The organism is Amycolatopsis sp. Hca4, assembly GCF_013364075.1.
In the GTDB taxonomy this organism is placed as follows: Bacteria; Actinomycetota; Actinomycetes; order Mycobacteriales; family Pseudonocardiaceae; genus Amycolatopsis.
In genome coordinates this window covers 1,730,185-1,754,797 of the sequence record NZ_CP054925.1, presented here as the reverse complement: position 1 = coordinate 1,754,797, position 24,613 = coordinate 1,730,185, and the positions used below count along the sequence as shown (strand labels likewise).

The 24,613-nt window shown below is 72.6% G+C and carries 28 protein-coding genes and 2 pseudogenes; 14 read left to right on the top strand and 16 right to left on the bottom strand.

The annotated features are described in order from the left end of the window. The first annotated feature begins 49 nt into the window (after positions 1-49). The gene (locus HUT10_RS07760; protein ID WP_176170544.1) at positions 50-778 is read left to right on the top strand and encodes an SDR family NAD(P)-dependent oxidoreductase; all 729 of its coding nucleotides are present in this window, start codon (positions 50-52) and stop codon (positions 776-778) included. A gap of 224 nt (positions 779-1,002) precedes the next feature. Here HUT10_RS07760 and HUT10_RS07755 read toward each other — a convergent pair whose 3' ends face one another. The 5 genes from HUT10_RS07755 to HUT10_RS07740 form a co-directional block, all read right to left on the bottom strand. Next, the gene (locus HUT10_RS07755) at positions 1,003-1,170 is read right to left on the bottom strand and encodes a hypothetical protein (protein ID WP_176170543.1); all 168 of its coding nucleotides are present in this window, start codon (positions 1,168-1,170) and stop codon (positions 1,003-1,005) included. 1 nt (position 1,171) lies between these two features. Further along, on the bottom strand, positions 1,172-1,984 hold the full coding sequence (gene trpA, locus HUT10_RS07750; RefSeq protein ID WP_176170542.1) for a tryptophan synthase subunit alpha: 813 nt from the start codon (positions 1,982-1,984) through the stop codon (positions 1,172-1,174). After that, complete coding sequence (gene trpB / locus HUT10_RS07745) at positions 1,981-3,204, bottom strand: tryptophan synthase subunit beta (RefSeq protein ID WP_176170541.1); 1,224 nt, start codon at positions 3,202-3,204, stop codon at positions 1,981-1,983. The genes trpA and trpB overlap by 4 nt, the downstream gene beginning before the upstream one ends. Before the next feature lie 92 nt (positions 3,205-3,296). Next, positions 3,297-3,461, bottom strand: a complete 165-nt coding sequence (gene trpM / locus HUT10_RS52105; protein ID WP_167379939.1) for a tryptophan biosynthesis modulator TrpM — start codon at positions 3,459-3,461, stop codon at positions 3,297-3,299. Positions 3,462-3,518: 57 nt separating this feature from the next. Next, entirely contained in the window at positions 3,519-4,055 is a 537-nt protein-coding gene (locus HUT10_RS07740; RefSeq protein WP_176170540.1) for a TetR/AcrR family transcriptional regulator, read from the bottom strand. A gap of 64 nt (positions 4,056-4,119) precedes the next feature. On the opposite strand from HUT10_RS07740, the gene HUT10_RS07735 reads away from it, so the two are divergent. Further along, positions 4,120-5,151 (top strand): aldo/keto reductase, encoded by a 1,032-nt coding sequence (locus tag HUT10_RS07735; RefSeq protein WP_176170539.1) that lies wholly within the window; start codon positions 4,120-4,122, stop codon positions 5,149-5,151. A 7-nt stretch (positions 5,152-5,158) separates the two neighbouring features. On the opposite strand, the gene HUT10_RS07730 is transcribed toward HUT10_RS07735, so the two are convergent. Continuing rightward, positions 5,159-6,061 carry a LysR substrate-binding domain-containing protein gene (locus tag HUT10_RS07730; protein WP_176170538.1) on the bottom strand — a complete coding sequence of 301 codons (903 nt, stop codon included), beginning with the start codon at positions 6,059-6,061 and terminating at the stop codon, positions 5,159-5,161. An 87-nt stretch (positions 6,062-6,148) separates the two neighbouring features. Between HUT10_RS07730 and HUT10_RS07725 the strand changes: the two genes are divergently transcribed. The 3 genes from HUT10_RS07725 to HUT10_RS07715 are packed head-to-tail and all read left to right on the top strand — an operon-like array spanning position 6,149 to position 10,802. Then, positions 6,149-7,219 carry a tartrate dehydrogenase gene (locus HUT10_RS07725; RefSeq protein WP_176170537.1) on the top strand — a complete coding sequence of 357 codons (1,071 nt, stop codon included), beginning with the start codon at positions 6,149-6,151 and terminating at the stop codon, positions 7,217-7,219. After that, positions 7,216-8,775, top strand: a complete 1,560-nt coding sequence (locus HUT10_RS07720; protein ID WP_176170536.1) for a hydantoinase B/oxoprolinase family protein — start codon at positions 7,216-7,218, stop codon at positions 8,773-8,775. Before HUT10_RS07725 ends, HUT10_RS07720 begins: the two co-directional genes overlap by 4 nt. After that, positions 8,772-10,802, top strand: coding sequence for a hydantoinase/oxoprolinase family protein (locus tag HUT10_RS07715; protein WP_176170535.1), 2,031 nt, complete (start codon positions 8,772-8,774; stop codon positions 10,800-10,802). The genes HUT10_RS07720 and HUT10_RS07715 overlap by 4 nt, the downstream gene beginning before the upstream one ends. 1 nt (position 10,803) lies before the next feature. On the opposite strand, the gene HUT10_RS07710 is transcribed toward HUT10_RS07715, so the two are convergent. Then, positions 10,804-11,505, bottom strand: coding sequence for a GntR family transcriptional regulator (locus HUT10_RS07710; RefSeq protein ID WP_176170534.1), 702 nt, complete (start codon positions 11,503-11,505; stop codon positions 10,804-10,806). Positions 11,506-11,598: 93 nt separating this feature from the next. Here HUT10_RS07710 and HUT10_RS07705 point away from each other — a divergent pair, with 93 nt between their 5' ends. From HUT10_RS07705 to HUT10_RS07690, 4 genes are read left to right on the top strand one after another with little or no spacing between them, the layout of a single operon-like run. Beyond that, complete coding sequence (locus HUT10_RS07705) at positions 11,599-12,867, top strand: MFS transporter (protein WP_176170533.1); 1,269 nt, start codon at positions 11,599-11,601, stop codon at positions 12,865-12,867. Then, the gene (locus HUT10_RS07700) at positions 12,864-13,802 is read left to right on the top strand and encodes a phosphoglycerate dehydrogenase (protein WP_176170532.1); all 939 of its coding nucleotides are present in this window, start codon (positions 12,864-12,866) and stop codon (positions 13,800-13,802) included. The genes HUT10_RS07705 and HUT10_RS07700 overlap by 4 nt, the downstream gene beginning before the upstream one ends. 5 nt (positions 13,803-13,807) lie before the next feature. Then, on the top strand, positions 13,808-15,166 hold the full coding sequence (locus HUT10_RS07695; protein ID WP_176170531.1) for an acyclic terpene utilization AtuA family protein: 1,359 nt from the start codon (positions 13,808-13,810) through the stop codon (positions 15,164-15,166). Further along, on the top strand, positions 15,159-15,479 hold the full coding sequence (locus tag HUT10_RS07690) for a DUF4387 domain-containing protein (protein ID WP_176170530.1): 321 nt from the start codon (positions 15,159-15,161) through the stop codon (positions 15,477-15,479). The genes HUT10_RS07695 and HUT10_RS07690 overlap by 8 nt, the downstream gene beginning before the upstream one ends. Before the next feature lie 24 nt (positions 15,480-15,503). Here the strand turns inward: HUT10_RS07690 and HUT10_RS07685 are convergent, their stop codons facing one another. From HUT10_RS07685 to HUT10_RS07675, 3 genes are all read right to left on the bottom strand, one after another. Beyond that, complete coding sequence (locus tag HUT10_RS07685) at positions 15,504-16,346, bottom strand: helix-turn-helix transcriptional regulator (protein WP_176170529.1); 843 nt, start codon at positions 16,344-16,346, stop codon at positions 15,504-15,506. A 23-nt stretch (positions 16,347-16,369) separates the two neighbouring features. Continuing rightward, positions 16,370-17,311, bottom strand: a complete 942-nt coding sequence (locus HUT10_RS07680; RefSeq protein WP_176170528.1) for an SDR family oxidoreductase — start codon at positions 17,309-17,311, stop codon at positions 16,370-16,372. A 145-nt stretch (positions 17,312-17,456) separates the two neighbouring features. After that, positions 17,457-17,879, bottom strand: coding sequence for a MarR family winged helix-turn-helix transcriptional regulator (locus HUT10_RS07675; RefSeq protein WP_176170527.1), 423 nt, complete (start codon positions 17,877-17,879; stop codon positions 17,457-17,459). A 65-nt stretch (positions 17,880-17,944) separates the two neighbouring features. Between HUT10_RS07675 and HUT10_RS07670 the strand changes: the two genes are divergently transcribed. The 4 genes from HUT10_RS07670 to HUT10_RS07655 all read left to right on the top strand — a co-directional run bounded on the left by HUT10_RS07670 (position 17,945) and on the right by HUT10_RS07655 (position 20,336). Next, on the top strand, positions 17,945-18,736 hold the full coding sequence (locus HUT10_RS07670; protein WP_176170526.1) for an alpha/beta fold hydrolase: 792 nt from the start codon (positions 17,945-17,947) through the stop codon (positions 18,734-18,736). Beyond that, positions 18,733-19,488, top strand: a complete 756-nt coding sequence (locus HUT10_RS07665) for an MBL fold metallo-hydrolase (RefSeq protein WP_176170525.1) — start codon at positions 18,733-18,735, stop codon at positions 19,486-19,488. The genes HUT10_RS07670 and HUT10_RS07665 overlap by 4 nt, the downstream gene beginning before the upstream one ends. After that, a complete protein-coding gene (locus HUT10_RS07660; protein WP_254896746.1) occupies positions 19,485-19,829 on the top strand; it encodes a putative quinol monooxygenase in 345 nt (114 codons plus the stop codon). The genes HUT10_RS07665 and HUT10_RS07660 overlap by 4 nt, the downstream gene beginning before the upstream one ends. 117 nt (positions 19,830-19,946) lie before the next feature. Beyond that, the gene (locus tag HUT10_RS07655) at positions 19,947-20,336 is read left to right on the top strand and encodes a glyoxalase/bleomycin resistance/extradiol dioxygenase family protein (RefSeq protein ID WP_176170524.1); all 390 of its coding nucleotides are present in this window, start codon (positions 19,947-19,949) and stop codon (positions 20,334-20,336) included. Positions 20,337-20,463: 127 nt separating this feature from the next. On the opposite strand, the gene HUT10_RS07650 is transcribed toward HUT10_RS07655, so the two are convergent. From HUT10_RS07650 to HUT10_RS50655, 4 genes and pseudogenes are all read right to left on the bottom strand, one after another. Continuing rightward, entirely contained in the window at positions 20,464-20,601 is a 138-nt protein-coding gene (locus tag HUT10_RS07650; protein WP_176169273.1) for a hypothetical protein, read from the bottom strand. A 77-nt stretch (positions 20,602-20,678) separates the two neighbouring features. Then, positions 20,679-20,819 (bottom strand): annotated as a pseudogene (locus HUT10_RS50665) (amidinotransferase); the annotation flags it as partial. 155 nt (positions 20,820-20,974) lie between these two features. Further along, a pseudogene (locus tag HUT10_RS50660) lies at positions 20,975-21,130 on the bottom strand (cyclase family protein); the annotation flags it as partial. A gap of 13 nt (positions 21,131-21,143) precedes the next feature. Beyond that, complete coding sequence (locus tag HUT10_RS50655) at positions 21,144-21,332, bottom strand: cyclase family protein (protein ID WP_254896745.1); 189 nt, start codon at positions 21,330-21,332, stop codon at positions 21,144-21,146. 162 nt (positions 21,333-21,494) lie between these two features. Here HUT10_RS50655 and HUT10_RS07640 point away from each other — a divergent pair, with 162 nt between their 5' ends. Beyond that, complete coding sequence (locus HUT10_RS07640) at positions 21,495-22,703, top strand: glycosyltransferase (protein ID WP_176170523.1); 1,209 nt, start codon at positions 21,495-21,497, stop codon at positions 22,701-22,703. 66 nt (positions 22,704-22,769) lie between these two features. Here the strand turns inward: HUT10_RS07640 and HUT10_RS07635 are convergent, their stop codons facing one another. Both HUT10_RS07635 and HUT10_RS07630 read right to left on the bottom strand, forming a co-directional pair. Next, positions 22,770-23,357, bottom strand: coding sequence for an RNA polymerase sigma factor (locus tag HUT10_RS07635; protein ID WP_176170522.1), 588 nt, complete (start codon positions 23,355-23,357; stop codon positions 22,770-22,772). Positions 23,358-23,363: 6 nt separating this feature from the next. Then, positions 23,364-24,167, bottom strand: a complete 804-nt coding sequence (locus HUT10_RS07630; RefSeq protein ID WP_176170521.1) for a Crp/Fnr family transcriptional regulator — start codon at positions 24,165-24,167, stop codon at positions 23,364-23,366. Positions 24,168-24,613 lie beyond the last annotated feature (446 nt).

Genomic DNA, 24,613 nt, shown 5'->3' with positions numbered 1-24,613 from the left:
GTGTAGCGTCGCCTTAAGTTGACCGATCGGTCATTTTATGGAGGACACGATGAAGCTGCACGGCGCGACCGCGCTCGTCACCGGCGCGAACCGCGGACTCGGCCACCACCTCGCGAACGAACTGCTGCGGCGGGGCGCGAAGGTCTACGCCACCGCACGCCGGCCCGAGCTGGTCGACCTTCCGGGCGCCGAGGTGCTGCGCCTCGACATCACCGACCAGAAGAGCGTGGACGCGGCGGCGGCGGCCGCCACGGACGTGGACGTCCTGATCAACAACGCGGCGTTCACGGCCGGCGGCAACCTCACGACCGGCGATCTCGGCGCGATCAAGCAGGTGATGGACTCGAACTACTACGGCACCCTGGCCATGATCCGGGCGTTCGCCCCGATCCTCGCCCGCAACGGCGGCGGCGCCATCCTCAACGTCCTCTCGGCCACGGCGTGGACGACGGTCGACGGCAACACGTCCTACGCCGCGGCGAAGTCCGCCCAGTGGGGGCTGACCAACGGCGTCCGGGTGGAGCTCGCGCCGCAGGGCACCTTGGTGGCGGCGCTCGTCCCCGGCTTGATCGCGACCGACACGCTGCGCGACTACGCTCGGGCGGCCGGGCTCGAGCTGCCCGAGGAGGTCATGAACGACCCGGCCGACCTCGCCCGAGCGGCGCTCGACGGGCTGGAGGCCGGCGAGATCGAGATCCTGGACCGCCTCGGTGCCGAAGCGAAGGCGACCCTCGCCGGGGCGCCGCAGGCGTTCGACTTCGCCGCACTCGCCGGGTGACGCCACGGGGGTGAGCTGCGGGACGGCGGCATCCCCGCGGCGTGCCGGGCCCACGGTGACGCGGGCCCGGCGCACCCCCGGCCGCGAGCCGGGCGACGCGGCGCGCGAGCCGGGCCCGGCCGGTGGCCTCGTCGTCCGTGGCGAGGAGTGTTTCGACCAGGGCCGAGCCGACGATGGCGGCGTCGGCGAGCGCCGGGCCCGCGGCGGTGCGGGCCCGGCCCACCTCATGCGGTGCGGGTGCGCACTCCGGCCGCGAGCTGGGTGGTGAGTCGCTCGAGCCCGGCCCGGCCGGTGGCCTCGTCGTCCGTGGCGAGGAGTGTTTCGACCAGGGCCGAGCCGACGATGGCGGCGTCGGCGAGCGCCGGGCCCGCGGCGGTGCGGGCCCGGCCCACCTCATGCGGTGCGGGTGCGCACTCCGGCCGCGAGCTGGGTGGTGAGTCGCTCGAGCCCGGCCCTTCCCATGGCCTCGTCGTCCGTGGCGAGGAGCGTTTCGACCAGCGCGGAGCCGACGATGACCCCGTCGGCGAACCCCGCGACCTCGGCAGCCTGCTCCCCGTCCGCCACGCCCATCCCGACGCACACCGGCAGCTCGGTGACCGCGCGCAGCCGGCGCGTCAGGACCGCGGCGGCCTCGTCCACCGATGTGCGCTTCCCGGTCACCCCCATCAGCGCCGACGCGTAGACGAAGCCGGTGCCGGCCGCGGCCGTGTCCGCCAGCTGCCGGTCCGTGCTGCTCGGTGCGACCACGAACACCGTGGCCAGGTCGTGCTCCTCGGCGTGCCGGCGCCACGGCGCGGACTCCGCCACCGGCAGGTCCGGCAGCACGCAGCCGGAGCCGCCCGCGTCGGCCAGCTCGCGCGCGAACCGCTCGGCGCCGTAGCGGGACACCGGGTTCCAGTACGACATCACCAGCACCGGCTTGCCCGTGGCCGCGTGAACGTCGCGGACCGTGCGCAGGACGTCGGCGATCCGGACCCCGCCGCGCAGTGCGCGGTCGTCGGCGGTCTGGATGACCGGGCCGTCCAGCACCGGGTCGCTGTGCGGCAAGCCGACTTCGACGATGTCCGCGCCGGCGTCGAGGGTGGCCCGCAGCGCCGCGATCCCGCCGTCGACCGTGGGGAACCCGGCGGGCAGGTAGCTGACGAGCGCGGCCCGGCCGGCCGCCTTCGTCCCGGCGAGGGTCTCGGTGAGCAGCCGCAGGCTCATCGCGCACCCTCCAGTCCGAAGTGGACCGCCGCGGTGTCCATGTCCTTGTCGCCGCGGCCGGAGAGGTTCACCAGCAGGAGGGCGTCCGGGCCGAGTTCGGCGCCGACCTGCAAGGCCCCGGCGAGTGCGTGCGCGCTTTCGATCGCGGGGACGATCCCCTCGGTCGTGGCGAGCAGGCGGAACGCGGTCATGGCTTCGTCGTCGGTGACCGGGCGGTAGGCGGCGCGGCCGGAGTCGTGCAGGTGCGCGTGTTCCGGGCCGACGCCGGGGTAGTCGAGCCCGGCCGAGATCGACCACGCTTCGCGGATCTGCCCTTCGTCGTCCTGCAGGACGTACGAGCGGGAGCCGTGCAGGACACCCGGTTCGCCCGCCGACAGCGACGCCGCGTGCTCCCCGCTGTCGACCCCGTGTCCGGCGGCTTCGCAGCCGATCAGACGTACGCCGGGGTCGTCGAGGAACGCGTGGAACAGGCCGATCGCGTTGGATCCGCCGCCGACGCAAGCGATTGCGGCGTCGGGAAGGCGTCCGGTCCGCTCGAGGAGCTGGCGGCGGGCTTCGACGCCGATGACGCGCTGGAAGTCGCGGATCATGGCGGGGAACGGGTGCGGCCCGGCGACCGTGCCGAACAGGTAGTGCGTGTCCTCGACGTGGGCGACCCAGTCGCGGAACGTCTCGTTGATGGCGTCCTTGAGCGTGCGCGACCCCGACGTCACCGGCACCACCTCGGCGCCGAGCAGTTCCATCCGCGCCACGTTGACCGCCTGGCGGCGGATGTCCGTCTCTCCCATGTAGACGGTGCAGGCGAGGCCGGTCAGCGCACAGGCGGTGGCGGTCGCGACGCCGTGCGATCCGGCGCCGGTCTCGGCGATGACGCGGGTCTTGCCCATCCGCTGCGCGAGCAACGCCTGGCCGAGCGCGTTGTTCACCTTGTGCGAGCCGGTGTGGTTGAGGTCTTCGCGCTTGAGGAAGACGCGGGCGCCCCCGGCGTGCGCGGCGAAGCGCGGCACCTCGGTGAGCGCGCTGGGGCGGCCGACGTAGTGGGCGAGCAGGTCCTCGAACCGGGCGACGAAGGCGGGATCCGCCTTCGCCCGTTCGTATTCGGCCGCGACCTGGTCGACGGCGGCGACGAGCGCCTGCGGGACGAACTGGCCGCCGAAGGCGCCGAAGTAGCCCTTGGCGTCGGGAAAGTGTCCCGGCGCGGCCGGGAAGAAGAAGTCCATGGTGGCAGTGCTCCTGACCCGGGGACGTCCCGGGTGATTCGTGGCTGGTCGGGGATCACCGGAGCGCACGAACGCGCGGGATCACGCTGTCCTCAGTGATCCCTTGCGACGCGCGGCACGCGGTGCCATCGCATCCCGTCGACCTGGCCCGCCTCGGAGCCGATCGCGTACCGCACCCGGCGTCCGCGCACGCGCCGCGCGGGCGCCTGGCAGCCACGCGGCCGGCGGCCACGGGCGAAGCGGACGGTGAGGGGCACGACCGCAGCTTAGCTCGCCGGAGCCCGGTTCCGGCAATCCCCTTCGGGTGGCTCCGGTCACGACTCGATGATCGCCACCAGCGCCGAGGTGAAGGGGGCGGGGTCGACGTCGCCGCGGACGGCGAGCTGCTGGGTGTAGCCGTGGCAGAGGGCCACGAAGGCTTCGGCGATCCGGGCCGCGTCGGCGGGCTCGCGGCCGGGCAGCAGCGCGGCGACCTCGGCGCGCAGGTCGTCGAGCTGCCGGTGGACGAGGTCCGCGAGCGGCGGGGACACGGCGGCTTCGGCGTAGATCTGCGCGACCAGCCGGGCGTGGTCCTCCGCATGGGCCAGTGTGCGGATGTGCCCGACGAACTCGCGCACCGACGCGGCGGTCAGCTCGGCGGGCAGCGCCTGGGTCGACTGTTCGCAGATGGCCGCGACGATCTCGTCCTTGCTCTTGAAGTACCGGTAGATCGCCCCGATGGACAGGCCGGAGGCTTCGACGAGGTCGGTCATGGACGTCCGGGCGAAGCCGTGCGTGGCGAAGCGGGCGCGGGCCGCGTCGAGGATCTGGCGGCGGCGGGCGTCGAGGTGGGCCTGGGTGACTCTCGGCATAAAAGAACGACCATTCGTTTTTTGTGCTAACGTCGCCACCATACCGGCTCGAGGAGGCTTTCACGTGCGCTACCAGGCTTTCGGGCGACACAGCGGGGTGCGGATCTCCGAGTACGTGCTCGGCACGGCCAACTTCGGCTCGGCACCCACGGCCGCGGGGGTGGCGGGCGCGAAGGCGATCTTCGAGTCGTTCGTCGCGGCCGGGGGCACCACGTTCGACGTCTCGAACATCTACCAGGACGGCGAAGCCGAGACCGTCCTCGGCGAACTCCTCGGCCGCGAGCGCGACGACTTCGTGCTGATCACCAAGTACAGCGGGAGCAGGCGTGCGGTCCGGGCGGGCGCCACCGGCAACAGCCGCAAGACGATGATCCGCTCCCTGGAGGACAGCCTGCGCCGCTTGAAGACCGGTTACGTCGACGTCTTCATGCCGCACTTCCCCGACGGCGTGACGCCGGTGGCCGAGATCCTGGCGGGCTTCGAGGACCTGATCCGCGCGGGCAAGATCCGCTACGGCGGGCTCTCGAACTTCCCGGCCTGGCGGGTCGCCGGTGCCGCGGTCCGGTCGGAGCTGGGCGGGTACCCGGTGCTCGCCGGCATCCAGACCGAATACAGCCTGGCCGAGCGGTCCGCGGAGCGGGAGCTCCTCCCGATGGCCGAGGCGCACGGGCTCGGCGTCGTCCTGTACTCGCCGCTGGCCGGCGGCCTGCTGACCGGCAAGTACCGGCGCGGCGAGCAGGGGCGGCTCAGCGGCCGGGCACCGGACGCCGGGCGGTCCGCGGTGCTGGACGCGGTCCTCGACGTCGCCGGGAAGACCGGGACCGGCCCGGTCCAGGTCGCCTTGGCCTGGCTTCGCCGCCGCGCCGCCGAGGCCCGGACGGCGATGGTCCCGATCGTGGGCCCGCGCACCCCGGCCCACCTGCAGGGGTACCTCGCCGCACTGGACGTCGAACTCGCCGACGAGCACCACCGGTGGCTGACGGAGGTGGGCGCGGTCCCGCTGGGGACGCCCCACGACGACGTGGCGGCCGCGCTGGCCCACGGCCTCGACGGTGATCGGAGCCTCCTCGAAACCCCGGCCGTTCCCGTGCAGTGAGTCACTTTCACGACGGAGAAAGCCGCTCCGGGAGGCGGGCGGCCAGGTAGGCGATCAGCTCCTCGGTGCGCCTCGGCACGTGGACGTCGTCGGCCAGCAAAGCGTGAATATCGGCCGGTGGGGTGGGCACGCCGGGCAGGAGCCGGACCAGTGCGCCACTGTCCAGGTGGGACCGGACCTGCCACTCCGAGCGCATCACGATCCCGCGGCCCTGCAATGCCCAGTCGGTCACGATGTCGCCGTCGTTGCTCGACAGGGTGCCGCGGACCCGGACCTGACGGGGTTTCGTCGTGCTGCCGAAGCGCCACACGGCGAAGTCGCCCTCGTTCTCGCGCAGCACGATGCAGTCGTGGGCGGTCAGGTCCTCGATCCGCTCCGGCGCGCCGCGCCGCTCCACATAGGACGGTGCGGCGCACGGGACCCGGCGGTTGCGGGCCAGCCGGCGCATCCGCAGCGTGGAATCCGGTGGCGTGCCGACGTGCACGGCGAGGTCGAACTCGCGCCGGTGGGGCCGCAGCGGCAGGGCCGACGTGCGCAGCTGGATCCGCACCTGCGGGTGGCGGGCGGCGAACTCGCCGATGAGCGGGGCGACGTGCGCGCGGCCCAGCCCGAGCGTCGCCTGGACGACGATCGAGCCGCGCAACTCGCCGGACGAGTGGCTGACCAGGTCGTCGAGCTCGCGGACCTGATCGAGGATGGCTTCGACGCGGGCGGCGTAGAGCCGTCCTTCGGACGTCAGCGTGAGCCGGCGCGCGCCGCGGTGGACCAGGCGGACGTCGAGGCGGCGTTCCAGTGCCTTCAGGCGCTTGCTGACCACCGGCAGCGAGACGTCGAGCTCGCGCGCGGCGGCCGTGAGCGTCTCGCTGACCGCGACGACGTGGAAGAAGCCGAGGTCGTCCAGTCTTTCCACAGGAGAAAGGATAGGTTGCCGCGCGCGTTCTTGCCAGGCGCCGGTGCCACCGCCCACAGTGGAGGGACCCGGCTTCGAGGAGGTTGCGTGACCCACCGCATCGCGGTCGTCCCCGGCGACGGCATCGGGCGCGAGGTCGTCCCGGAAGGCCTGCGCTGCCTGCGGGCCGCGGCCGCCGTCCACGGCTTCGAACTGGAGACGGCCGAATTCGGCTTCGCCTCCGCCGAATACTGGCTGGAGCACGGCGAGATGCTCCCCCCGGACTGGCACGACGTGCTGGCCGGCTTCGACGCGATCTACTTCGGCGCGGTCGGGTGGCCCGCGGTGGTGCCCGACCACGTGTCGCTGTGGGGCAGCCTGCTCAAGTTCCGCCGCGGTTTCGACCAGTACGTCAACCTGCGGCCGGTCCGGCTGCTGCGGGGCGTGCGCGCCCCGCTGCGTGACCGCGAACCCGGCGACATCGACTTCCTCGTCGTGCGGGAGAACACCGAGGGCGAGTACTCCAGCATCGGCGGCCGGATCTTCGAGGGCACCGACCGCGAGACGGTGCTGCAGGAGACGGTGATGACCCGCACCGGCGTCGACCGGGTGCTGCGCTACGCCTTCGACCTCGCCGCCACCCGGCCCCGCAAGCACCTGACGTGGGCGACCAAGAGCAACGGCATCTCGATCTCGATGCCCTACTGGGACGAACGCGCGGCCGCAATGGCCGCCCGGTACCCGGACGTCACGGCGGACAAGGACCACATCGACATCCTGGCGGCGAAGTTCGTGCTGAGCCCGGAGAACTACGACGTCGTCGTGGCCAGCAACCTCTTCGGCGACATCCTCTCCGACCTCGGGCCCGCGTGCACCGGCACGATCGGGATCGCCCCGAGCGCCAACATCAACCCGGACCGCACCTGGCCGAGCCTCTTCGAGCCGGTCCACGGGTCGGCCCCCGACATCGCCGGACGCGGGATCGCCAACCCGGTCGGGCAGATCTGGAGCGGGGCGATGATGCTCGACCACCTCGGCGAGCCGGAGGCCGCCGCGCGGGTCGTCGCGGCCATCGAGAGCGTGCTCGACGAGCAGCCGGACGTGCGCACGCCCGACCTCGGCGGAACGGGGACGACGGAGGGGCTCGGGAAGGCCATCGCCGAGCGGGTGCTCGCGTGAGCGTCGACCCGATCGGCCTGGAGGTCCGCTGGGACCGGCTCGCCGCGGCGACCGACGAAGCCGCGTCGACCATGCTGCGCACCGCGTTCTCGACGATCATCCGCGAATCCAACGACTACACCGTCGTGCTGATGGACCGCCGCGGCCGCACGATGGCCGAGTCACGGGCCGGCATCCCCGGCTTCGCCGCCTTGATGAGTTCGCTGACTTCGCTGGTGCTGCAGCGGTTCCCGGCCCAGGAGTGGCAGGACGGCGACGTCGTCATCACCAACGACCCGTGGATCGCGACCGGCCACCTGCCCGACATCGCCATGCTCGCGCCGGTCTTCCACCGCGGCGCACTCGTCGGCTTCACCGGCACCGCGGCGCATTCCCCGGACATCGGCGGGACGCCGTCGCTCGCCGCCACCGACCTGATGTCCGAGGGCCTGCTGATCCCGCCGGTCCGGCTGTTCCGCGCGGGCCGCGTCGAGCGGGGCGTCAAGGACCTCCTGCTGGCCAACGTCCGCCTCGCCGGCGAGCTGTGGGGCGACCTCGAAGCCCAGGCCGCCGCGCACGCCGTCTGCCGCAGGCGCGCCCAGAAGTTCCTCGAGGACTTCGGCGAGGACGGCTTCGACGACTTCGCCGGCCAGGTGCACGCGATGACCGAGGCGGCGACGCGCGCGGCGATCCGCGAGCTGCCCGACGGCGTCTACCGCGCGGGTGTCGACGCGGACGGCGTCGAAGGCCACCCCACGCACATCGAGTGCACGGTCACCGTCAGCGGCGACACGATCGCGATCGACTACACCGGAACCTCGCCGCAGGTCCCGTTCGCCACCAACTCGACGCTGAACTACACCCGCGCGTACTCGGTGTACCCGCTGAAGATCCTGCTCGACCCGGCCACGCGCACCAACTGGGGCTCCTACCGCGCGATCACCGTGACCGCGCCCGAAGGCACGATCGTCAACCCGCGGTTCCCGGCACCGGTCGTCGCGCGGCACCTGACCGGGCACCTGCTCTCCTGCGCGATCTACCGCGCGCTCGCGCCGGTGCTGCCGGACCGGGTCATCGCCGACAGCGGGGGAGCGCCTGCCCTGCGCGTCCGCTTCGCCGGGGTCGACGACGCCGGCCGCCCGTTCGCGCAGATGCTCTTCGCCAACGCCGGGATGGGCGCCTCGAAGGACCAGGACGGCCTCTCGACGACGGCGTTCCCGACCAACTCCGGCAGCGGCAGCGTCGAGGCGATGGAAGCCGCGTCCCCGCTGCGGTTCGTCCGCAAGGAGCTGCGCGAAGGATCCGGCGGCGCGGGACGCCGGCGCGGCGGGCTCGGCCAGGACATCGAAGTGCACAACCCGACCAGCCGCCCGGTGCAGCTGGTGCTGCTCGGCGACCGCGAACGGCACCCGGCGCTCGGCGTCGACGGCGGCGGGCCGGGTGCCACGGCCAAGGTCGTGCTGGACAACGGCGACCGCGTCCCGCTCAAGTCGATCTCGCAGCTGGCCCCCGGCGCTTCGGTCGTCATCTCGTTCGCCGGTGGCGGCGGCTACGGCGCACCGGAGGCGGGCCGATGAGCCGCACCGCCCGGATCGGCGTCGACGTCGGCGGCACGTTCACCGACCTGCTGCTGCACGACCCCGCCCGCGGCCTGACCTGGCCCGGCAAGCTGCCCACCACCCCGCACGCGCCGCACGACGCGATCACCGCGGGCATCACCCGGCTGCTGGCCGAGACCGGAACGGACCCCGGCGACGTCGCGGGCGTCGTCCACGGCACCACGCTGGTGACGAACACGCTGCTCGAACGCACCGGCGCGGTCGTCGGCCTGCTCACCACCGATGGCTTCCGCGACGCACTGGAGATGGCCCGCGAGATCCGCTTCGACCCGACCGACCTGCACGCCCGCCCGGCGCCGCCGCTGGTGCCGCGCCACCTGTGCCGCGGCGTGCCGGGCCGGCTCACCGCCGACGGCACCGAGCTGACACCCCTCGACGAAGACGCCGTGCTGGCGCAGGTGGCGGACCTGCTGGCGCACGGCGTCGAAGCGGTGGCCGTCGCGCTGCTGCACGCCTACCGCGACGACCGGCACGAACGCCGGGTGCGCGAGCTGCTCGCGCGGGCTCACCCGGGCCTGCCGGTGACGCTCTCCAGCGCGGTCACCCCGGTCATCGGCGAGTACGAGCGGGCGAGCACGGCGTGCCTCAACGCCTACGTCCAGCCGCTGGTGGCGCACTACCTCGACGCGCTGCGGGCCGACCTGACCACGCTGGGGATCGACGCACCGCTGCACATCATGCTCTCCGGCGGCGGGGTCACCACCGTCGAGGACGCCAAGGCGTTCCCCGTCCGCCCGCTCGAATCCGGTCCCGCGGCCGGGGCGATCGCCGCCGCCGCGGTGGCCCGCCGGGCCGGCGAGCCGGACGTCCTCTCGTTCGACATGGGCGGCACCACGGCCAAGATCGCCATCGTCAGCGGCGGCGAGCCGCGGCGCAAGCACGAGTTCGAGGCGGGCCGCGTCGACAAGTTCAAGCCCGGCTCGGGACTGCCGGTCAAGCTGACCGTCGTCGACCTGATCGAGATCGGCTCGGGCGGCGGGTCGATCGCCGCGCCCGACCCGCTGGGGCTGCTCAAGGTCGGGCCGCGCAGCGCCGGGTCGGTGCCGGGGCCGGTCGCCTACGGCCGCGGTGGCGAGCAGCCGACGGTCACCGACGCCGACGTCGTGCTCGGCTACCTCGACCCGGACGCGTTCCTCGGCGGCGAGCTGCGGCTGCGCGGCGCCGAAGCCCGCAAGGCGGTGGCCAGGGACGTCGGCGACCCGCTGGGGCTCGACGAGACCGGCGCGGCCGCCGGCATCGTCGAGGTCGCGACGGCGAGCATGGCCGCGGCCGCCCGGATGCACCTGGCCGAGCACGGCCGGGACCCGGCCGGGTTCGCGCTGGTGGCGTTCGGCGGCGCGGGCCCGGTGCACGCCTACGGCCTGGCGAAGCAGCTGAAGATCCGGCGGGTGATCGTGCCGATGCGCGCGGGCGTGATGTCCGCCTACGGGTTCCTCGTCGCCGCGCCGACGGTGGACCTGGCCCGCAGCCTGCCGTCGCCACTGTCCGAAGTGGACTGGACGCGGGTGGCCGCCCTCTACGGCGAGATGGCGGAGCAGGCGGCCGCGGTACTCGGCCCCGGGGTGCGCCTGCGCCGGTCCGCCGACCTGCGCTACCTCGGCCAGGGCGCCGCGCTCGAGGTCGGCCTGCCCGAAGGCGGTGATCTCCGGGAGGCCTTCGAAGTGGCGTACCGCGAGGCGTTCGGGCGGACGCTCGACGGGCCCGTCGAGGTCGTCGACTGGCGCCTGACCGCGGACCTGCCCGGCCACGACGTCGGGCTGGGGTGCGCACCCGCCGACGGCGACCCCCGGCGGGGCGAGCGGGAGGTGCACTTCCCCGGCCACGGCCGGGTGCGGGCCACCGTGTGGGACCGCTACCGGCTGCGGCCGGGCACGGAACTCACCGGGCCTGCCGTCTTCGAGGAACGGGAGTCCTCCTGCTCCTTCGGGCCGGACTGCCGCATCCGCGTCGGCGACGACCTGACGCTGTTCGCGGAAATCCGGTGAGCTACCGGCCGGCGAGTAGGTCGCCGAGCCCGCCCCGGGCGTCTTCGAGCACCAGCGCTTCGGCCTTCGCGGAGTCGCCGGCGCGAAGGGCCCGGACGAGCGCGCGGTGCGTGGCGTAGCGCTTCATGCCGAACGTCTCGTCCACGGTGGCGCGTTCGAGCACCCGCGAGCGCCGTTCGGGGTAGGAGAACACCCGGGTCTGGTCGAGCAGGCGGACGAGCACCGGGTTGCCGGCGCAGGCCTCGACGAGGCCGTTGAAGCGCTGCATGGCGTCGAAGAGCCGGCCGATGTGCTTCTCGACGTCCTGGCCGGACTGGTGGCGCTGCTTGATGAGGATGAGCAGGTCGTCGGCCTCGTCGAGGACGGCGTCGAGGCCGTCCAGCTGCTCGGGGGTCGCGTGCCGGGCGGCGAAGCGGGCGACCATGCCACGCAGGCCGATCTCCACCTCGGCGAGGTCCTGGATGGCGACGCCGCCGAACATCGCGACCTTGACCGTCCGCGGTCCGGCGCGTTCGAGGAGGCCGTCCTGCTCCAGGCGCCGGATGGCTTCGCGCACCGGCGTCGGGCTGACCGACAGCTGCTCGGCGAACCCGCGCTCGGTGACCTTCTGGCCCGGCCGCAGCTCGCCGGTGGTGATCGCGTCGCGGAGCGCGCGGTACACGCGGTCGGCCAGCGTGTCGGTGGTCAGTGCGTCACCCAGCATGCGACGTAGTCTACGGCAAATCTCTTTGCAACTCTTGACGGTCTTGCTATAGCAAAAGTACGGTGGCGCCATCTCCCACGGAAGGGGCCGACGATGACGTTGACCACCCCGCGCGTCCGCACCGGGCGCATCACGTTCTTCGTGGCCCTGGCGGTCTTCGCGCAGGAGTCGACGTGGAACCTCTACGACTCGCAGGTGCCGCCGCTGCTGCGCGAGCACGTGAGCAGCGCCGCGCTCATCGGCGCGCTGATGGGGATGGACAACCTGCTCGGCATCTTCATCCAGCCGTGGATGGGCAACCGCTCGGACGGCACCCGGACGTCGTGGGGCCGGCGCATCCCGTACCTCGTCGTCGGCATGCCGATCGCCGGGGTGCTGTTCGTCCTCATCCCGCACGCGGCGGCCTCGCTGCCGCTGCTGGTCCTCACGATGTTCGGCTACGCGCTGGTCGCGAACTCCTTCAAGCCCATCGCCGAGTCGCTGGTCCCGGACTTCGTCGCCCCCGAACGCCGCAGCCGGGCCAACGCGGCGGTCAAGATCGCCTCGAGCATCACGGTGATCGTCGCCGCGCTGATCAGCCTGTTCCTCATCGACGACTTCCCGAAGCTGTCCTTCGCCATCCCGGCGGTGCTGATGCTGGCGTCGGTGGCGGTGCTCGCCTGGCGGGTCCGGGACAGCGAGTCCCCGGCCTACCGGGCCGCGCTGGAAGAAGACCGGGCCGGGCACACGGAGAACTCGCCCCGCGTGCGGATGCGGGACGTCCTGCTCGACATCCTCCGCGACACCGACCGCAGCCGGTTGCTGGTCGTCCTGGCTGTGCTCGCCTTCGGCAGCGCGTGGTTCGCCTCCCGCTCCCTGATCACCAACTACGGCATGGAAGCGCTGGGCATGTCCCGCGGCGACGCCGGCGGCCTCACCCTGCCCAGCGGGCTGGCCTTCATCGCGGCCGCCTACCCGGTGGCGCTGCTCGCGGAACGCTTCGGCAGGCTGCGGGTCATCCTGGCCGGGATGGCCGTGTTCGCCGCGGCGATGGTGCTCGGCACGGTCGTGCGGACGCCGGCCGGCACCGTCGTCGCCATGTGCGTGGCGGCCGCGGGCGCGTCGGCGTTCATGGTGAACATGGCGGTCGTGCTGTGGAACCTCGCGCCCTCGGCGCGGGTGCTCGGCACCTACACCGGGCTCTACACCGTCGGCTGGGCCGGCGGCGGGTTCCTCGGGCCGGCGCTCGTCGGCGGCATGGTCGACGTGACCGGCTGGCCGCTGCTGCTGCTCGACCTCGCGCTCGTCACGGCGGTCGCGGTGCTGCTGGTCGCCCGCGTCGCCGTGCTGCAGCGCCGCCGCGCCGACGGGCGGGCGCTGTGAAGCGGGTCCTGATCACCACCGACTACCTGCGCCCCGGCGACGAGGTCGACGCGTACCTGCGCGGCGCCGGGCTGGACACCGTGCACGCGCCGATGACCGGCAAGCGCGACCCGGATGACCTGGCCGGTCTGCTGGCCGGGATCGACGCGGCACTGGTGGCCAACGAGCCGATGACGGCCGAGGTGCTGGCCCGCGCGCCGAAGCTGCGCGTCGTCGTCCGGACCGGCGTGGGGTACGACTCGATCGACGTGGCCGCCGCGGCCCGGCGGGGGATCAGCGTCAGCAACCTGCCGGGCGTCAACGCGAACGCCGTCGCCGAGTACACCTTCGGCCTGCTGCTCGCCGGGGCCCGGCGGCTGGTGCAGTCGGCGTCCGGGGTGGCGCGGGGGGAGTGGCCGCGCGAGGACGGGCACGAGCTGCGCGGCTCGACGCTCGGGCTGATCGGCTACGGCGCCGCGGCGCGGGCGGTGGTGCCGCTGGCGCGCGCGTTCGGGATGGACGTCGTGTGCACGTCCGCCCTGCGCGGCCCGGAGGTCCGGTTCACCGGGCTGCCGGAGCTGCTGTCCACTTCGGACTACGTCTCGGTGCACACGGCACTGACCGAGCGGACGAGGGGACTGCTGGACGCGGCGGCGTTCGAGCTGATGAAGCCGACGGCGTTGCTGGTCAACACCGCGCGCGGTGCGATCGTCGACGAAGGCGCGCTCGTCTCGGCGGTCCTGTCCGGTGAGATCGCGGGTGCGGCGCTCGACGTCGTGGGCGAAGAGCCGCTGCCCGCGGACAGCCCGCTGCGCGGGGTGCCCGGGATCGTCGTCTATTCGCACCTGGCCGGGCAGACCGCCGAAGCCCGCCGGGCCACCGGCCTGCGCGGGGCCGAAGAACTGGTCGCGGCCCTCGACGGGCGGGCCCGATTCGTGGTGAACGGAGAGAAGTGAGGGACATGGACAAGGTGCGGGTGCTGGCGCCGAGCGGGATGCTCGGCGCCGGCTGGGACCACGCGACGGTCGAGCGCGGCATCGCCCTGGGCGCCGACGTCATCAGCATCGACGGCGGCTCCACCGACTCGGGCCCGTACTACCTGGGCGCCGCGACGGCGAAGACCACGGCCAAGGCCGTGGCGCGGGACCTGCGCAGCCTGTTCACCGTGGCCGCGGAGGCCGGGATCCCGGTGATCGTCGGCTCGTGCGGGACGAGCGGCACCGACGCCGGCGTCGACTGGGTCGCCGGGATCGCCGCCGACGTGCTCGCCGAACTGGGGCTGGACCTGAAGGTGGCGCGGATCTACAGCGAGCAGGACGCGGCCGGGCTGAAGGAGTACCTGGACCGCATCCACCCGTTGCCGCCGCTGGGTGAGCTCGACGCCGAGACGCTCGAGAGCTGCACGCACATCGTCGGCGCGATGGGCCACGAGCCGATCGTCGAGGCGCTGCGCGCGGGCGCGCAGGTGGTGCTGGCCGGCCGCGCGACGGACACCGCGGTGGCGGCGGCGTTCCCGCTGATGAAGGGCATGCCGCCCGGTCCGACCTGGCACGCGGCCAAGATCATCGAGTGCGGCGGCCAGTGCACGGACAACCCGCGCGCGGGCGGTGTCCTGGCGACCATCGACGCCGACGGCTTCACGATCGAGCCGCTCGACCCCGCGGCGGCGTGCACGCCGATCCTGGTGGCCGCGCACATGCTGTACGAGACGGCGAACCCGCATCAGATGCGGGAACCCGACGGCACGCTCGACGTCCGCGAGGCGGAGTACACCGCCGTCGACGACCGGATCGTGCGGGTCACGGGGTCGCAGTTCCACGTCGCGGACCAGTACACGATCAAGCTGGAAGGCGCGCGCATCACCGGCTACGAGACGATGTCGTTCTCGGCGATCCGCGACCCGCTGGTGCTGGCCGAGATCGACGAATGGGCGGCGCTGATGTGCACGGTGCTCACCCAGCGCGTCGCGCAGACGCTGGGCCTGTCCGCCGGGGAGTACGCGTTCGACCTGCGGCTCTACGGCCACAACGCGGTGCTGGGCGAGCTGGAACCGGAGAGCGGGCCGCCGCGCGAGGTCGGGGTGATGCTCCTGGTCAACGCGCCGGACCAGGCAACCGCGACGGCGGTGGCGAAGGTGGCCAACCCGCTGATGCTGCACCTGCCGACACCGTCGATGGACTACCTGCCGAGCTTCGCGTTCCCCTCGTCCCCGGCCGAGGTCGAACGCGGCGCGGCGTACGAGTTCGTGCTCAACCACGTCGTCGACTGCGCGCCGCTGGAGCTGTTCCGGATCGAACTGGAGGGGAAGACCCTTGCCTGAAACCACTTTGGCGGACTTGGCCCACGAGGTCCGCTCGAAGAACGCGGGCCCGTTCTGGGTGACGATGGAGCTGTTCATGCGCGACGCGGCCGGCTACCGCGTTGCGGCGGATTCGGTGAACGAGCGGGTGATCGCGGCCCTTTACCACGTCGATGAGGGGACGATCCGGATCTTCCGCATCCCGTCGCTCAACGTGGTGAAAGTTTCGTTCCCTCGGCCGGTCAGCCAGGGGTCGCTGCTGGATCGGGACATGCACGCGGGGCAGCACCACGTGCCGCTGGCGAGGGTGGTGGTCCCGGCCCCACCGGCGTGACGGATCGGCCGCCTCGTGCGCGGGTCAGGGCAGCAAGGCCGTCCCGATCACGGACAGCAGCTGCAGCTTCTCCTGGCTTTCGGTACCCGGCGTGGCGGTGTAGACGAGCAGGGCGTGGGACTGCCCGGGGTCGATCAGCACCTGGCAGTGGAGTTCGAGCCTGCCGACTTCGGGGTGGATGAACGTCTTGCCTTCCGCCGGGCGGATGCCGATCTCGTGGTGTTCCCACAACGCCCGGAACTCCTCGCTCCGTTCGAGGAGCAGTTCCACCAGCCGGGCGGCCCGGGAATGCGGGCCGCGCAGGGTGGCGATCTCGCGGGCGCCCGAGACGAACAGCCGGGACAGGAACGCGTGGTCCTCGGGCGCGTAGCGGTTCCGCGTGGCCGGGTCGGTGAACCACCGGTAGCCGATGCTGCGCGCGAAACCGGTGAACGAGGTCGTGTCGCCGGTGAGGGCGGTGCCGAGCCGGTTCTGCCGGAGTGTCTCGCCGAGTTCGGTGACGATCTCCGCCGGGGTGTCGTCCAGGCGGTCGAGCACGCGGAGCAGGCCGGGACCGATGTGGTCGCCGGTGCTGCTGCGGGTGGGCGGGCGGTGGCCGGCGAGCCGGAACAGGTGGTCGCGTTCATCGAGGGTGAGGTGCAGTCCCTGTGCGATCGAGGCGATCATCTGCTCCGACGGGTGGGGGCCGCGTTCCCGTTCGAGCCGCGAGTAGTAGTCGGTCGACATGTGGCAGAGCGCGGCCGCCTCTTCCCGGCGCAGCCCGCTGGTCCGGCGGCGTGGACCGCGGGGGAGACCGACGTCCTCGGGTTGCAGGGCTTCCCGGCGACGCCGGAGGAACTCCGCCAGGCCGGTCCGGTCGATCTCCATGCTCCGCCTTCCTCGTCCGCCGCTCAGACGGCGATGGTCGTCTTCGTCAGCTGCTCGGAGACCTCCCAGACGCGGGCGGCCTCGTCCGCGCTGCGCAGCCGCGAGTAGAGCTTCTGCTCGGCGGGCGGGCCCCCGACCCGTCCGGGCCAGCGCGGACCGTAGAAACCGCCGGGCTTGGCGTCGGGGTCCGTGGCCGCCATGAGCGCGGGCAGCTTGGCCGTCTCGACGGTCCCGACCAGGATGCCCCTCTCGGACAGGACGCGGATGAGCCTCCGGGCCGCCACGTCCTCGCCGCGGCCCAGTTCGGGGCGCGCCGCGAGGAGGTTCGTCGGAGCGACTCCCGGGTGGGCGAGGTTGCTGGTGATGCCCCACCCGCCCGCGCGGCTGCGCCGGTCGAGTTCCAGGCCGAAGAGGCCGAGGGCGATCTTCGACTGGCTGTAGGCGCGCTGCCCGGCGTAGCTGCGTTCCCAGTTCAGGTCGTCCCAGTTGATCGAGCCCTGGTTGGCGGCGATGCTCAGCTGCGAGGTCACCCGCGCGCGGCCGGCCCGCAGGAGCGGCATCAACTGCGCGACGAGCGCGAAGTGGCCCAGGTGGTTCGTGCCGAACTGCAGCTCGAACCCGTCGGCCGTGGTCTGCCGGTCCGGTGGCGTCATGACGCCCGCGTTGTTGATCAGCAGGTGCACCGGCCGCCCTTCCGCGCGCAGCGTGTCACCGAGTGCGGCCACGGACTCGAGCGAGGACAGGTCGAGGTCTCGCAGCGAGACCTTCGCGCCGGGCACGGACTCGCGGATCGTGGTGATCGCGGTCTCGCCCTTGCGCGGGTTGCGCACGGGCATGAGCACCTCCGCTCCCGCCGCCGCGAGGCGCGCGGCGATCCCCAGGCCCACGCCGTCGCTGGCGCCGGTGACGACGGCGAGCTTTCCGGACAGGTCGGGGATGGTGATGTCGATGGGTGCGCGTGCCATGGTCCACTCCTGGAAGTCGGGTTGCCGGTTCCACTGTCGCGGAAGTGGGCCGCCTTATTCAGGGACTGCCGATCCACCCTTGCGGAGGCCGTCCTCATCGGACAGACCGGGACCGTGGTCGTGACCCGGACGGGTGATCGGCGGGCTAAGCGGTCGGATCGGGCCCCAGTGCGATGGCCAGCAGGTCGCCCAGCGCGTCGATCTGGTCCGGTGACAGGTCCCGGAACGAGGACTCGACGACCTGGTCGACGAGCTCCTGCCCGTCGGCCCGCAGCCGCGCGCCCTTCTCGGTGAGCCGGTGCCGCACCGCCCGGCCCGGTCCCGGGACGCGTTCGATCAGGCCCCGCTCGGCCATCCGCGTCGCCAGCGAGCCGAAGGACTGGTCGGTCTGGAACGTCAGCACGGCCAGGTCGTGCAGCGACGCGTCCGGCTTGCGGTGCAGGTGGCGCAGGGTGTCCCACTGCACGAGGGAAAGGCCGAGCGGCGCCAGCGCGCGGCTCAGCGCGCGGTGGTGCCGGTGCTGCAGACGCTTGACGGCCAGCGAGACCTCGCCCGGGTGGTACTTCATGGGCCTCACTGTAACTCACGGAAGACAGGTTGCTTATATCAGGAAGCTTATATAAGGTTCCTGGCATGACCTCGCTTCCCGCCGCCGGCTCGCTCCGGCCCACCCGCACCGAAACCCACGCCCTCGGCCCGGTCGAAGTGACCGTCGAAGACCGCGACCGCACGCGCCCGTACCTGCTGCTGCACGGCGGCGGCGGGGTCGCGACGATGTCCGGCTTCGCCGACCTCCTCGCCGAACGCACCCACGCCCGGGTGCTGCTGCCCACCCACCCGGGCTTCGGCGGCACCCCCAAGCCGGAGAGCCTCACCGGCGTGACCGAGCTGGCCCGCCTGTACGTCGAGCTGCTGGACGAGCTGGACCTCACCGACGTGACGGTGATCGGCAACTCCTTCGGCGGCTGGCTCGCCGCCGAGATCGCCCTGCAGGAGAGCCCGCGCGTCAGCGGCGCGGTGATCATCGACGGCATCGGCATCGAGGTCGACAGCCACCCGCCGGCCGACGTCAGCGGCCTGAGCCTCGACGAGATCCGCGCGCTCTCCTGGCACGACCCGGCGAAGGCGCCCGTCCCGCCGGGCGGCGGCACCGGGCCCAGCCCGGACATCCAGGCCCTCATCGGCTACACCGGCCCGAACATGTCCGACCCGACGCTGGCCGAGCGGCTCGGCGGCCTCGACCTCCCCGTGCACGTCGTGTGGGGCGAGAGCGACCGCATCGTCGACCCGGACTACGGCAAGGCCTACGCCGCGGCGATCCCGAGGTCGGCCTTCACTCTGCTCCCGCGCACCGGCCACCTGCCGCAGGTCGAAACGCCCGAAGAACTGCTGGGCGCGCTGCTCGACCTCGGGGAGCGGGCATGACCACTTCGCTGACCGTGACCCGGATCGGGCACGCCTGCCAGCTGCTCGAGATCGGCGGCACCCGCGTCCTCACCGACCCGTGGTTCACCCAGACCCCGACCTACCACCAGGGCGAACCGGTGGCCGCGACGGTCGGATCGCTCGGGCGGATCGACGCGGTCGTCGTCACCCACGAGCACTACGACCACTGCGACCTCGACGCGCTCGTCGACGGCGGGTTCGACCTCGGCACGCCGCTGATCGGCCCGGGCACGGTGGCGGCCATCGCGCGGGACAAGGGGTTCAGTGACGTCCGCGTCGTCGAGGCCTGGGAAGCCGCGACGGTGGGCGAGCTGACGGTGACCGCCACGCCGGGCAAGCACGGCGTCCACGAAGTGACGTTCGTGCTCCAGGCGGGCGGCCGCACGGTCTTCTTCGGCGGCGACTCGCTGCGCGTCCCGGAGCTGGACACGATCCCGGACCGGTTCGGGCCCGTCGACCTGGCCATCCTGCCGACCAACGGCCTGTGCATCCGGCCGATGAACCTCGCCCAGGTCGTGATGGACGCCGAAGAAGCCGCCGGGCTGACGGCCGCGCTGAAGCCGGCGATGGCCATCCCGCACCACTACGCGTTCCACAGTGGACGCCTGGGCGACCGGATGATCACCAAGGGCGACCAGGACCCCCGCCACTACGCCGACGCCGTGGCCCGGCTCGCCCCGGAGACCGAGGTCCGGATGGTCCTGCCCGGAACCCCCGTGGTGGTCCCGTGAGCGAGCGGCAGTACGTACCCGAGATCGCCGACGACCTCCCACCCGGAGAGCGGCCGATGGTAGCGGTGGTCCGGGCGATCCCGGGCCACGAGGAGCAACTCGCGGCGGCGATCACGACACTCACCGCGGCGGTCCGGCGGGAGCCGGGCTGCGTCGAGTTCCGCTCCTTCCGGGACGCCGCGCAGCCGGGTGTTTTCCACTTGTACGAGGTGTATGCCGACACGGAGGCGTTCCGGGCGCACCTGGCCACCGGCCACGTGGCGCAGTTCTTCACCGAGCTGGCCGGGCACAGCACCGCCGATGCCGGTGCGCTGGTCCAGCTCGTCGAGCTGCCGGGTTAGGAGTCCGGAAAGCCGCGGGAGCCGGCGCGCAGGCTGAGCACGCATCCCGGGGTTCCGGCGAGAAGGTCGCCGGCGTAGACGTTGTCGCCGGAGGCTCGTGCGCAATAGCGTGGGGGCGTGGCGGACTTCGAGGCTGTCCAAGTGAACCTGTGGTGCGACGACGTGGAGCGCTGCGCCGCGTTCTTCCGGGGGCTCGGAATGCCCGAAAAGTTCCGCTTCCCGGCGCGCGGCGAGCCCCACCAGATCGAAGTGGAGGCCGCCGGCGCGCGGATCGGGTTCAGCTCGGCCCGCGTGGGCAGCGAGTTCTTCGCCATCGGCACGAGCCCCGGGGAGAACATGGAGGTTGTGTTGTGGTGCACCGACGTCGACGACCTGCACCGCCGAGCGCTCGACGCGGGTGGCTCACCCGTGGCGAGCCCGACCGACTCGCCGGACGGGCGGCTGCGGTACGCCTGGTTGCACGACCCCGAAGGCCACCGCGTGAAGCTCGTGCAAGAACGCGGCTGAGCTGCCCGTCCGCGGGCCACGGGGTCGGTCACGGTGGACTTCTCCCACGAGGAGGGCGCCGCCCAGCCGACCGTCTTCGTCAACGGGGGTCCGGGCGGACCGGGCTGCCGTCCGGTTGTGATCGGACTCAGTGCGGGCCGCCGCCCATCGACGAGTTGTCGTAGGTACCGGGTTCGGAGCGGTAGGGATAGCGGCCCAGCTTTCTGCCGCGCCGGACCCGGCGGCCCAACAGCATTCCGACGGCGAGAAGGACCAGGGTGAACAAGAGCGCTCCGCCGCCGAGGAGGAGCAACGCCGTTCCCGTAGTCGTCCGGCGAGTTTAGACACCGTGACCGGTGCGCCTCATCCGGCCGGTGTGCCCTCCGCCGGGCGCAGTTCCAGCGTGCAGCACTGGGGGCCGCCGCCGGATGTCCGGAACTCGGAGAGGTCGACCGGGATCGGTTCGTAACCCCGATCGGCCAGCCGGTCGGCGAAATCCGTGCTGCCGGCGACCTCCTCGGCGTTCGATCCGACGGCGTCCGCGGTGACCCGGCTGCCCGGGTCGGTGTCGATCGTGTCGTGGCCGAAGGCCGTCGTGTCCCGTGCGCCACCAGGAAATCGATCGCGGTCACGGTCCGGCCCGGTGACCGGACCCGGCCACCGGGCTCACGGCCCCGCATCGCGTCCTGGCTCGGCCACCGCTTCGACCAGTCCGACCGGAAAGCCACGAAAGCCCTTTCCGGCACCCGGCCGTGCCGCCGCTCCCAGTCCCGGATGTGCGAGACGTCCAAGCAGGTTTCGGGATCACGGGCCACTTCGGCGGACAGGTCACGGTGCGCCCGCCCGCATGTGCGCGGGGGCGTCCACGTGGGTCGCCCAGGCACCCGGCATGCTGTGGCGCTGCAGGTCGAACCCGTCCCGCCGGAGGCTGAGCGCCTGCTCACGGCGTTCCCCGGCGAACTCCTCGGAGCCCGCCACCCCCGGGCCGAACGCGTGCGTCAGGTCGACCACCGCCACGTCTGCGGCGCCATTGCCACGTCGTTCAGCGGTTCGATTCCGCTACGGCCCCGCCGGAGCCTTGCTCCGATCGGGTCTTCCACACCGGACGCGTGGGTAGAACTGCGGGCCCGCGATCCCGCCGCCGTCTTCAGAATGGCGGGCGAAGACGGGAGTCGCCACGTGCGTGTGCTGTTGTCGACCTACGGGTCCCGCGGGGATGTCGAGCCTCTGGTCGGACTGGCCGTACGGGCGCGGGAACGGGGCGCGCAGGTGCGCGTGTGCGCGCCGCCCGATTTCGCGGAGCGACTGGCGGCCGCCGGTGTGGAGCTGGTCCCGGTGGGCTGGCCGGTGCGGCCGGTGTTGCACGGGGTGACGCCACCGCCGGCCGGCGACCGGTCCCGGCGCGTCGCGGAGCTGATCGCCGCGCAGTTCGACGCGCTGGCCGCGGCGGCGCACGGGTGTGACGCGCTGGTGGCGGCCGGGCTGATGCCGGTCGCGGCGCGGTCGGTGGCCGAGAAACTGGGGCTGCGCTACCGGTATGCGAGCTACTGCCCGGTCATCCTGCCCTCGCCGCACCATTCGCCGGTCCCGTTCGCGGAGCGGCCGTTCCCGCCCGAGGCGAGCGACCCCAGCACGCGGTGGGAGCTGGACGCCCGCAACTACAACGCGGTGTTCGGCGCCGCGCTCAACGCCCACCGGGCGGCGATGGGCCTGCCCGCCGTCGACGACGTCCGCCGCCACGTCCTGACCGACCGGCCCTGGCTGGCCGCGGATCCGGTGCTGGCGCCGTGGCCCCGGCCCTCGGACCTCGACGTCGGGCAGACCGGTGCGTGGATCCTGCCGGACGATCGCCCGCTGCCCGAGGACGTCACGGCGTTCCTCGATGCCGGTGATCCGCCGGTGTACGTGGGGTTCGGCAGCATGCGCGCCCCGGCAGGCGTCGCCAAGGCGGCCATCGAGGCGATCCGCGCCCGGGGACGCCGGGTGGTCGTCGGGCGGGGCTGGGCCGACCTGTCGCCGGTCGACGACGGCGCGGACTGCTGCGCGGTCGGCGAGGTCAACCTGCACGCCCTGTTCGCGCGGAGCGCCGCGGTGGTGCACCACGGCGGCGCGGGCACGACGACGGTGGCCGCGCGGGCCGGCGTGCCGCAGGTGGTGGTCGCCCAGATGGTGGACCAGCCGTACTGGGCCGGGCGCGTGGCCGAACTCGGCATCGGGGTGGCCCACGAGGGTCCGACGCCGACGGTCGATTCGCTGTCGAGCGCGCTCGATCGAGCGTTGGCGCCGGGAACGGCCGCCCGAGCCCGGGAGGTCGCGGCCGCGATGCGGACCGACGGGGCCACGGTGGCCGCGTCGTGGCTGCTCGATCCGGCCGGGGTGGCGCGGTGAGCCGTGGCCGGCGCGACGCTGTCGGCGGAGTACACGGACTTCGACACCCTGGCCGCCGGCCGCTGATCACGGCGGGCCGGACGTGCTTCCGGAATGCTCCTGGTGCTGGGCGGCAAGCCGGTGAAGGGCGTCGCGCAGGCTGTTGCGGGCGCGGTAGGCGAGGGCGGTGAGCTGATTCGGGGTCTTGTTGAGCGCCATGGCCACGACGGACGGCTGGACGCCGTCGACGGCCGTCAGCAGCAGCACCAGCCGGTGTCGGGCCGACAGCTCGCCGAACGCCTGGACCAGCAGGCTCTGCCGGTCGGCGGCCGCCTGCCGGTCGGCGCCGGCGTCCGGACCGTCCGGCCCGGTCAGACCGGTCAGACCGGCGAACACCGCGCCGTCGGCCAGGTACTCCCGTTCGCGTTTCTTGATGTGGGAGACGGCGCACGACCGCACCGTGTGCCGGAGGTACGTCTTGAACCCGTCGGTACCGGGACCGAGACCACGCTGGATCAGGGCGAAGATCCGGGTGAAGGCCTCGGCGGTGATGTCTTCGGCGTCTGCGTTGTTGTACGTGAACTGCCTCGCGTAGGCGCGTGCGGAGGTGAAGTGGCGTAAATACATTTCACCGCAGTCCGGCGGTTGGCCGGGACGGTTCGCTGGGTCGGTCATCTCCGGTCAGCTCCTTTCGTGGTTGTGGCGCGCGACGGCGGCGTCGGGTGTGTGGTGCGGCCCGTCGCCGGGGGCCGAGGACGGCCACCGGTCGGCTGTCGCCGCGGCTCTGAGGAGCGACTCGTCGAGAATCCGGATCCGGCGATACTGGAGCTGGACGGCGTTTTGGTCGCTCAGCGCCTTCAGCGCCCGGTTGAGGCTGGGGCGTGATATCCCGGCCATGGCCGCGAGCGCGGACTGGGAAATCACCAGGACACCGTTGCGCTCCTCCAACAGCAGCATGCGCGCCGTGCGTTGCTCGACGTCGCCCTCCAGCACGGTGGCGAGCCGTCCCGACGTGGTGACCAGGCGGTCGGCCAAGCCGGACATCAGGTGGGGTGCGGCGCCGGGGCGTGACAGGAACGCGTGGAGCAGGGGGTCGGTGGGCAGGAACAGGTACGAAACGTGGCTCGCCGCGCGGGCGAGCCGCGGAGCCGTCCTGCCGCTGATCAGTTCTTCGAGCCCCAGAACGTCTCCTCGGCAGAGCGTCTGGGTCACCACGTCGCGCGGACCCGTCACCAGTTCGACGATGCCGTCCTGGATGAACGCGACACCGTCGGGCCGGTGGTCGCGCCGGCACAGCACCGTGCGGGGCGGGCAGCGAACGGGAACGAGCTCGTGCGCGAGGCTGTCGAGCAGATCGTCTTGGGCGCCGAAGTCGGGTGGATCGCCCGGCAAGAGGCAATCGAGCGCGAATCTCGCGTAGCGGCGCGCCGAGTAGGCGGGTGATCCGGCTGAATCGGAGGGCGGGCTGTCATCGGTGTGCGTCATGGTTTCTCACTTGTCGTGACCTCGAGTGCGCTCGTCGAGTACCGGGCCTCGCGTGGCGTTGCCGATTCGGGTCGGTAACGTGCAGCCGGCGGGGCTTTTCGTGGGACGGGGAAGTGAAGTCTGGTTCGAAAGACTTGTCGGGGTGTCGCAGACATCGTGCGGCTACCCCGGGAAGCACCTGGTCAGACACTCTTGCCGGAGCATCACTCGGCTGGTCGAGCAAATCGTCAGTCAGATGACTTTTCGAAGCCGGAAAGGCGGGTCCTGTTCTTCTCATGCGGGTTCGCGGAACCGGTAACGGTCAAATTCGAACAATCTGTGCACCTGCCCGGGTGGTACGCCTTGGCAACGCGGTTCGACGGCGCCGTCATCGGCGGAGTGTGCGGTAGTGTTCCTCGTGTCGGAGGACGTGCTCGGCAAATAGGGATGTGACGGGGCGCGGGCTC

Excerpts from the sequence above, each read along its gene's own strand:
- HUT10_RS07665 (WP_176170525.1), top strand. The coding sequence starts at position 18,733 with ATGACCACTTCGCTGACCGTGACCCGGATCGGGCACGCCTGCCAGCTG.
- HUT10_RS07680 (WP_176170528.1), bottom strand. The coding sequence starts at position 17,311 with ATGGCACGCGCACCCATCGACATCACCATCCCCGACCTGTCCGGAAAG.
- HUT10_RS07760 (WP_176170544.1), top strand. The coding sequence starts at position 50 with ATGAAGCTGCACGGCGCGACCGCGCTCGTCACCGGCGCGAACCGCGGA.
- HUT10_RS07695 (WP_176170531.1), top strand. The coding sequence starts at position 13,808 with ATGGACAAGGTGCGGGTGCTGGCGCCGAGCGGGATGCTCGGCGCCGGC.
- HUT10_RS07675 (WP_176170527.1), bottom strand. The coding sequence starts at position 17,879 with ATGAAGTACCACCCGGGCGAGGTCTCGCTGGCCGTCAAGCGTCTGCAG.
- trpA (WP_176170542.1), bottom strand. The coding sequence starts at position 1,984 with ATGAGCCTGCGGCTGCTCACCGAGACCCTCGCCGGGACGAAGGCGGCC.
- HUT10_RS07670 (WP_176170526.1), top strand. The coding sequence starts at position 17,945 with ATGACCTCGCTTCCCGCCGCCGGCTCGCTCCGGCCCACCCGCACCGAA.
- HUT10_RS07635 (WP_176170522.1), bottom strand. The coding sequence starts at position 23,357 with ATGACCGACCCAGCGAACCGTCCCGGCCAACCGCCGGACTGCGGTGAA.
- HUT10_RS07740 (WP_176170540.1), bottom strand. The coding sequence starts at position 4,055 with ATGCCGAGAGTCACCCAGGCCCACCTCGACGCCCGCCGCCGCCAGATC.
- trpB (WP_176170541.1), bottom strand. The coding sequence starts at position 3,204 with ATGGACTTCTTCTTCCCGGCCGCGCCGGGACACTTTCCCGACGCCAAG.
- HUT10_RS07630 (WP_176170521.1), bottom strand. The coding sequence starts at position 24,167 with ATGACGCACACCGATGACAGCCCGCCCTCCGATTCAGCCGGATCACCC.
- HUT10_RS07715 (WP_176170535.1), top strand. The coding sequence starts at position 8,772 with ATGAGCCGCACCGCCCGGATCGGCGTCGACGTCGGCGGCACGTTCACC.
- HUT10_RS07705 (WP_176170533.1), top strand. The coding sequence starts at position 11,599 with ATGACGTTGACCACCCCGCGCGTCCGCACCGGGCGCATCACGTTCTTC.
- HUT10_RS07685 (WP_176170529.1), bottom strand. The coding sequence starts at position 16,346 with ATGGAGATCGACCGGACCGGCCTGGCGGAGTTCCTCCGGCGTCGCCGG.
- HUT10_RS07710 (WP_176170534.1), bottom strand. The coding sequence starts at position 11,505 with ATGCTGGGTGACGCACTGACCACCGACACGCTGGCCGACCGCGTGTAC.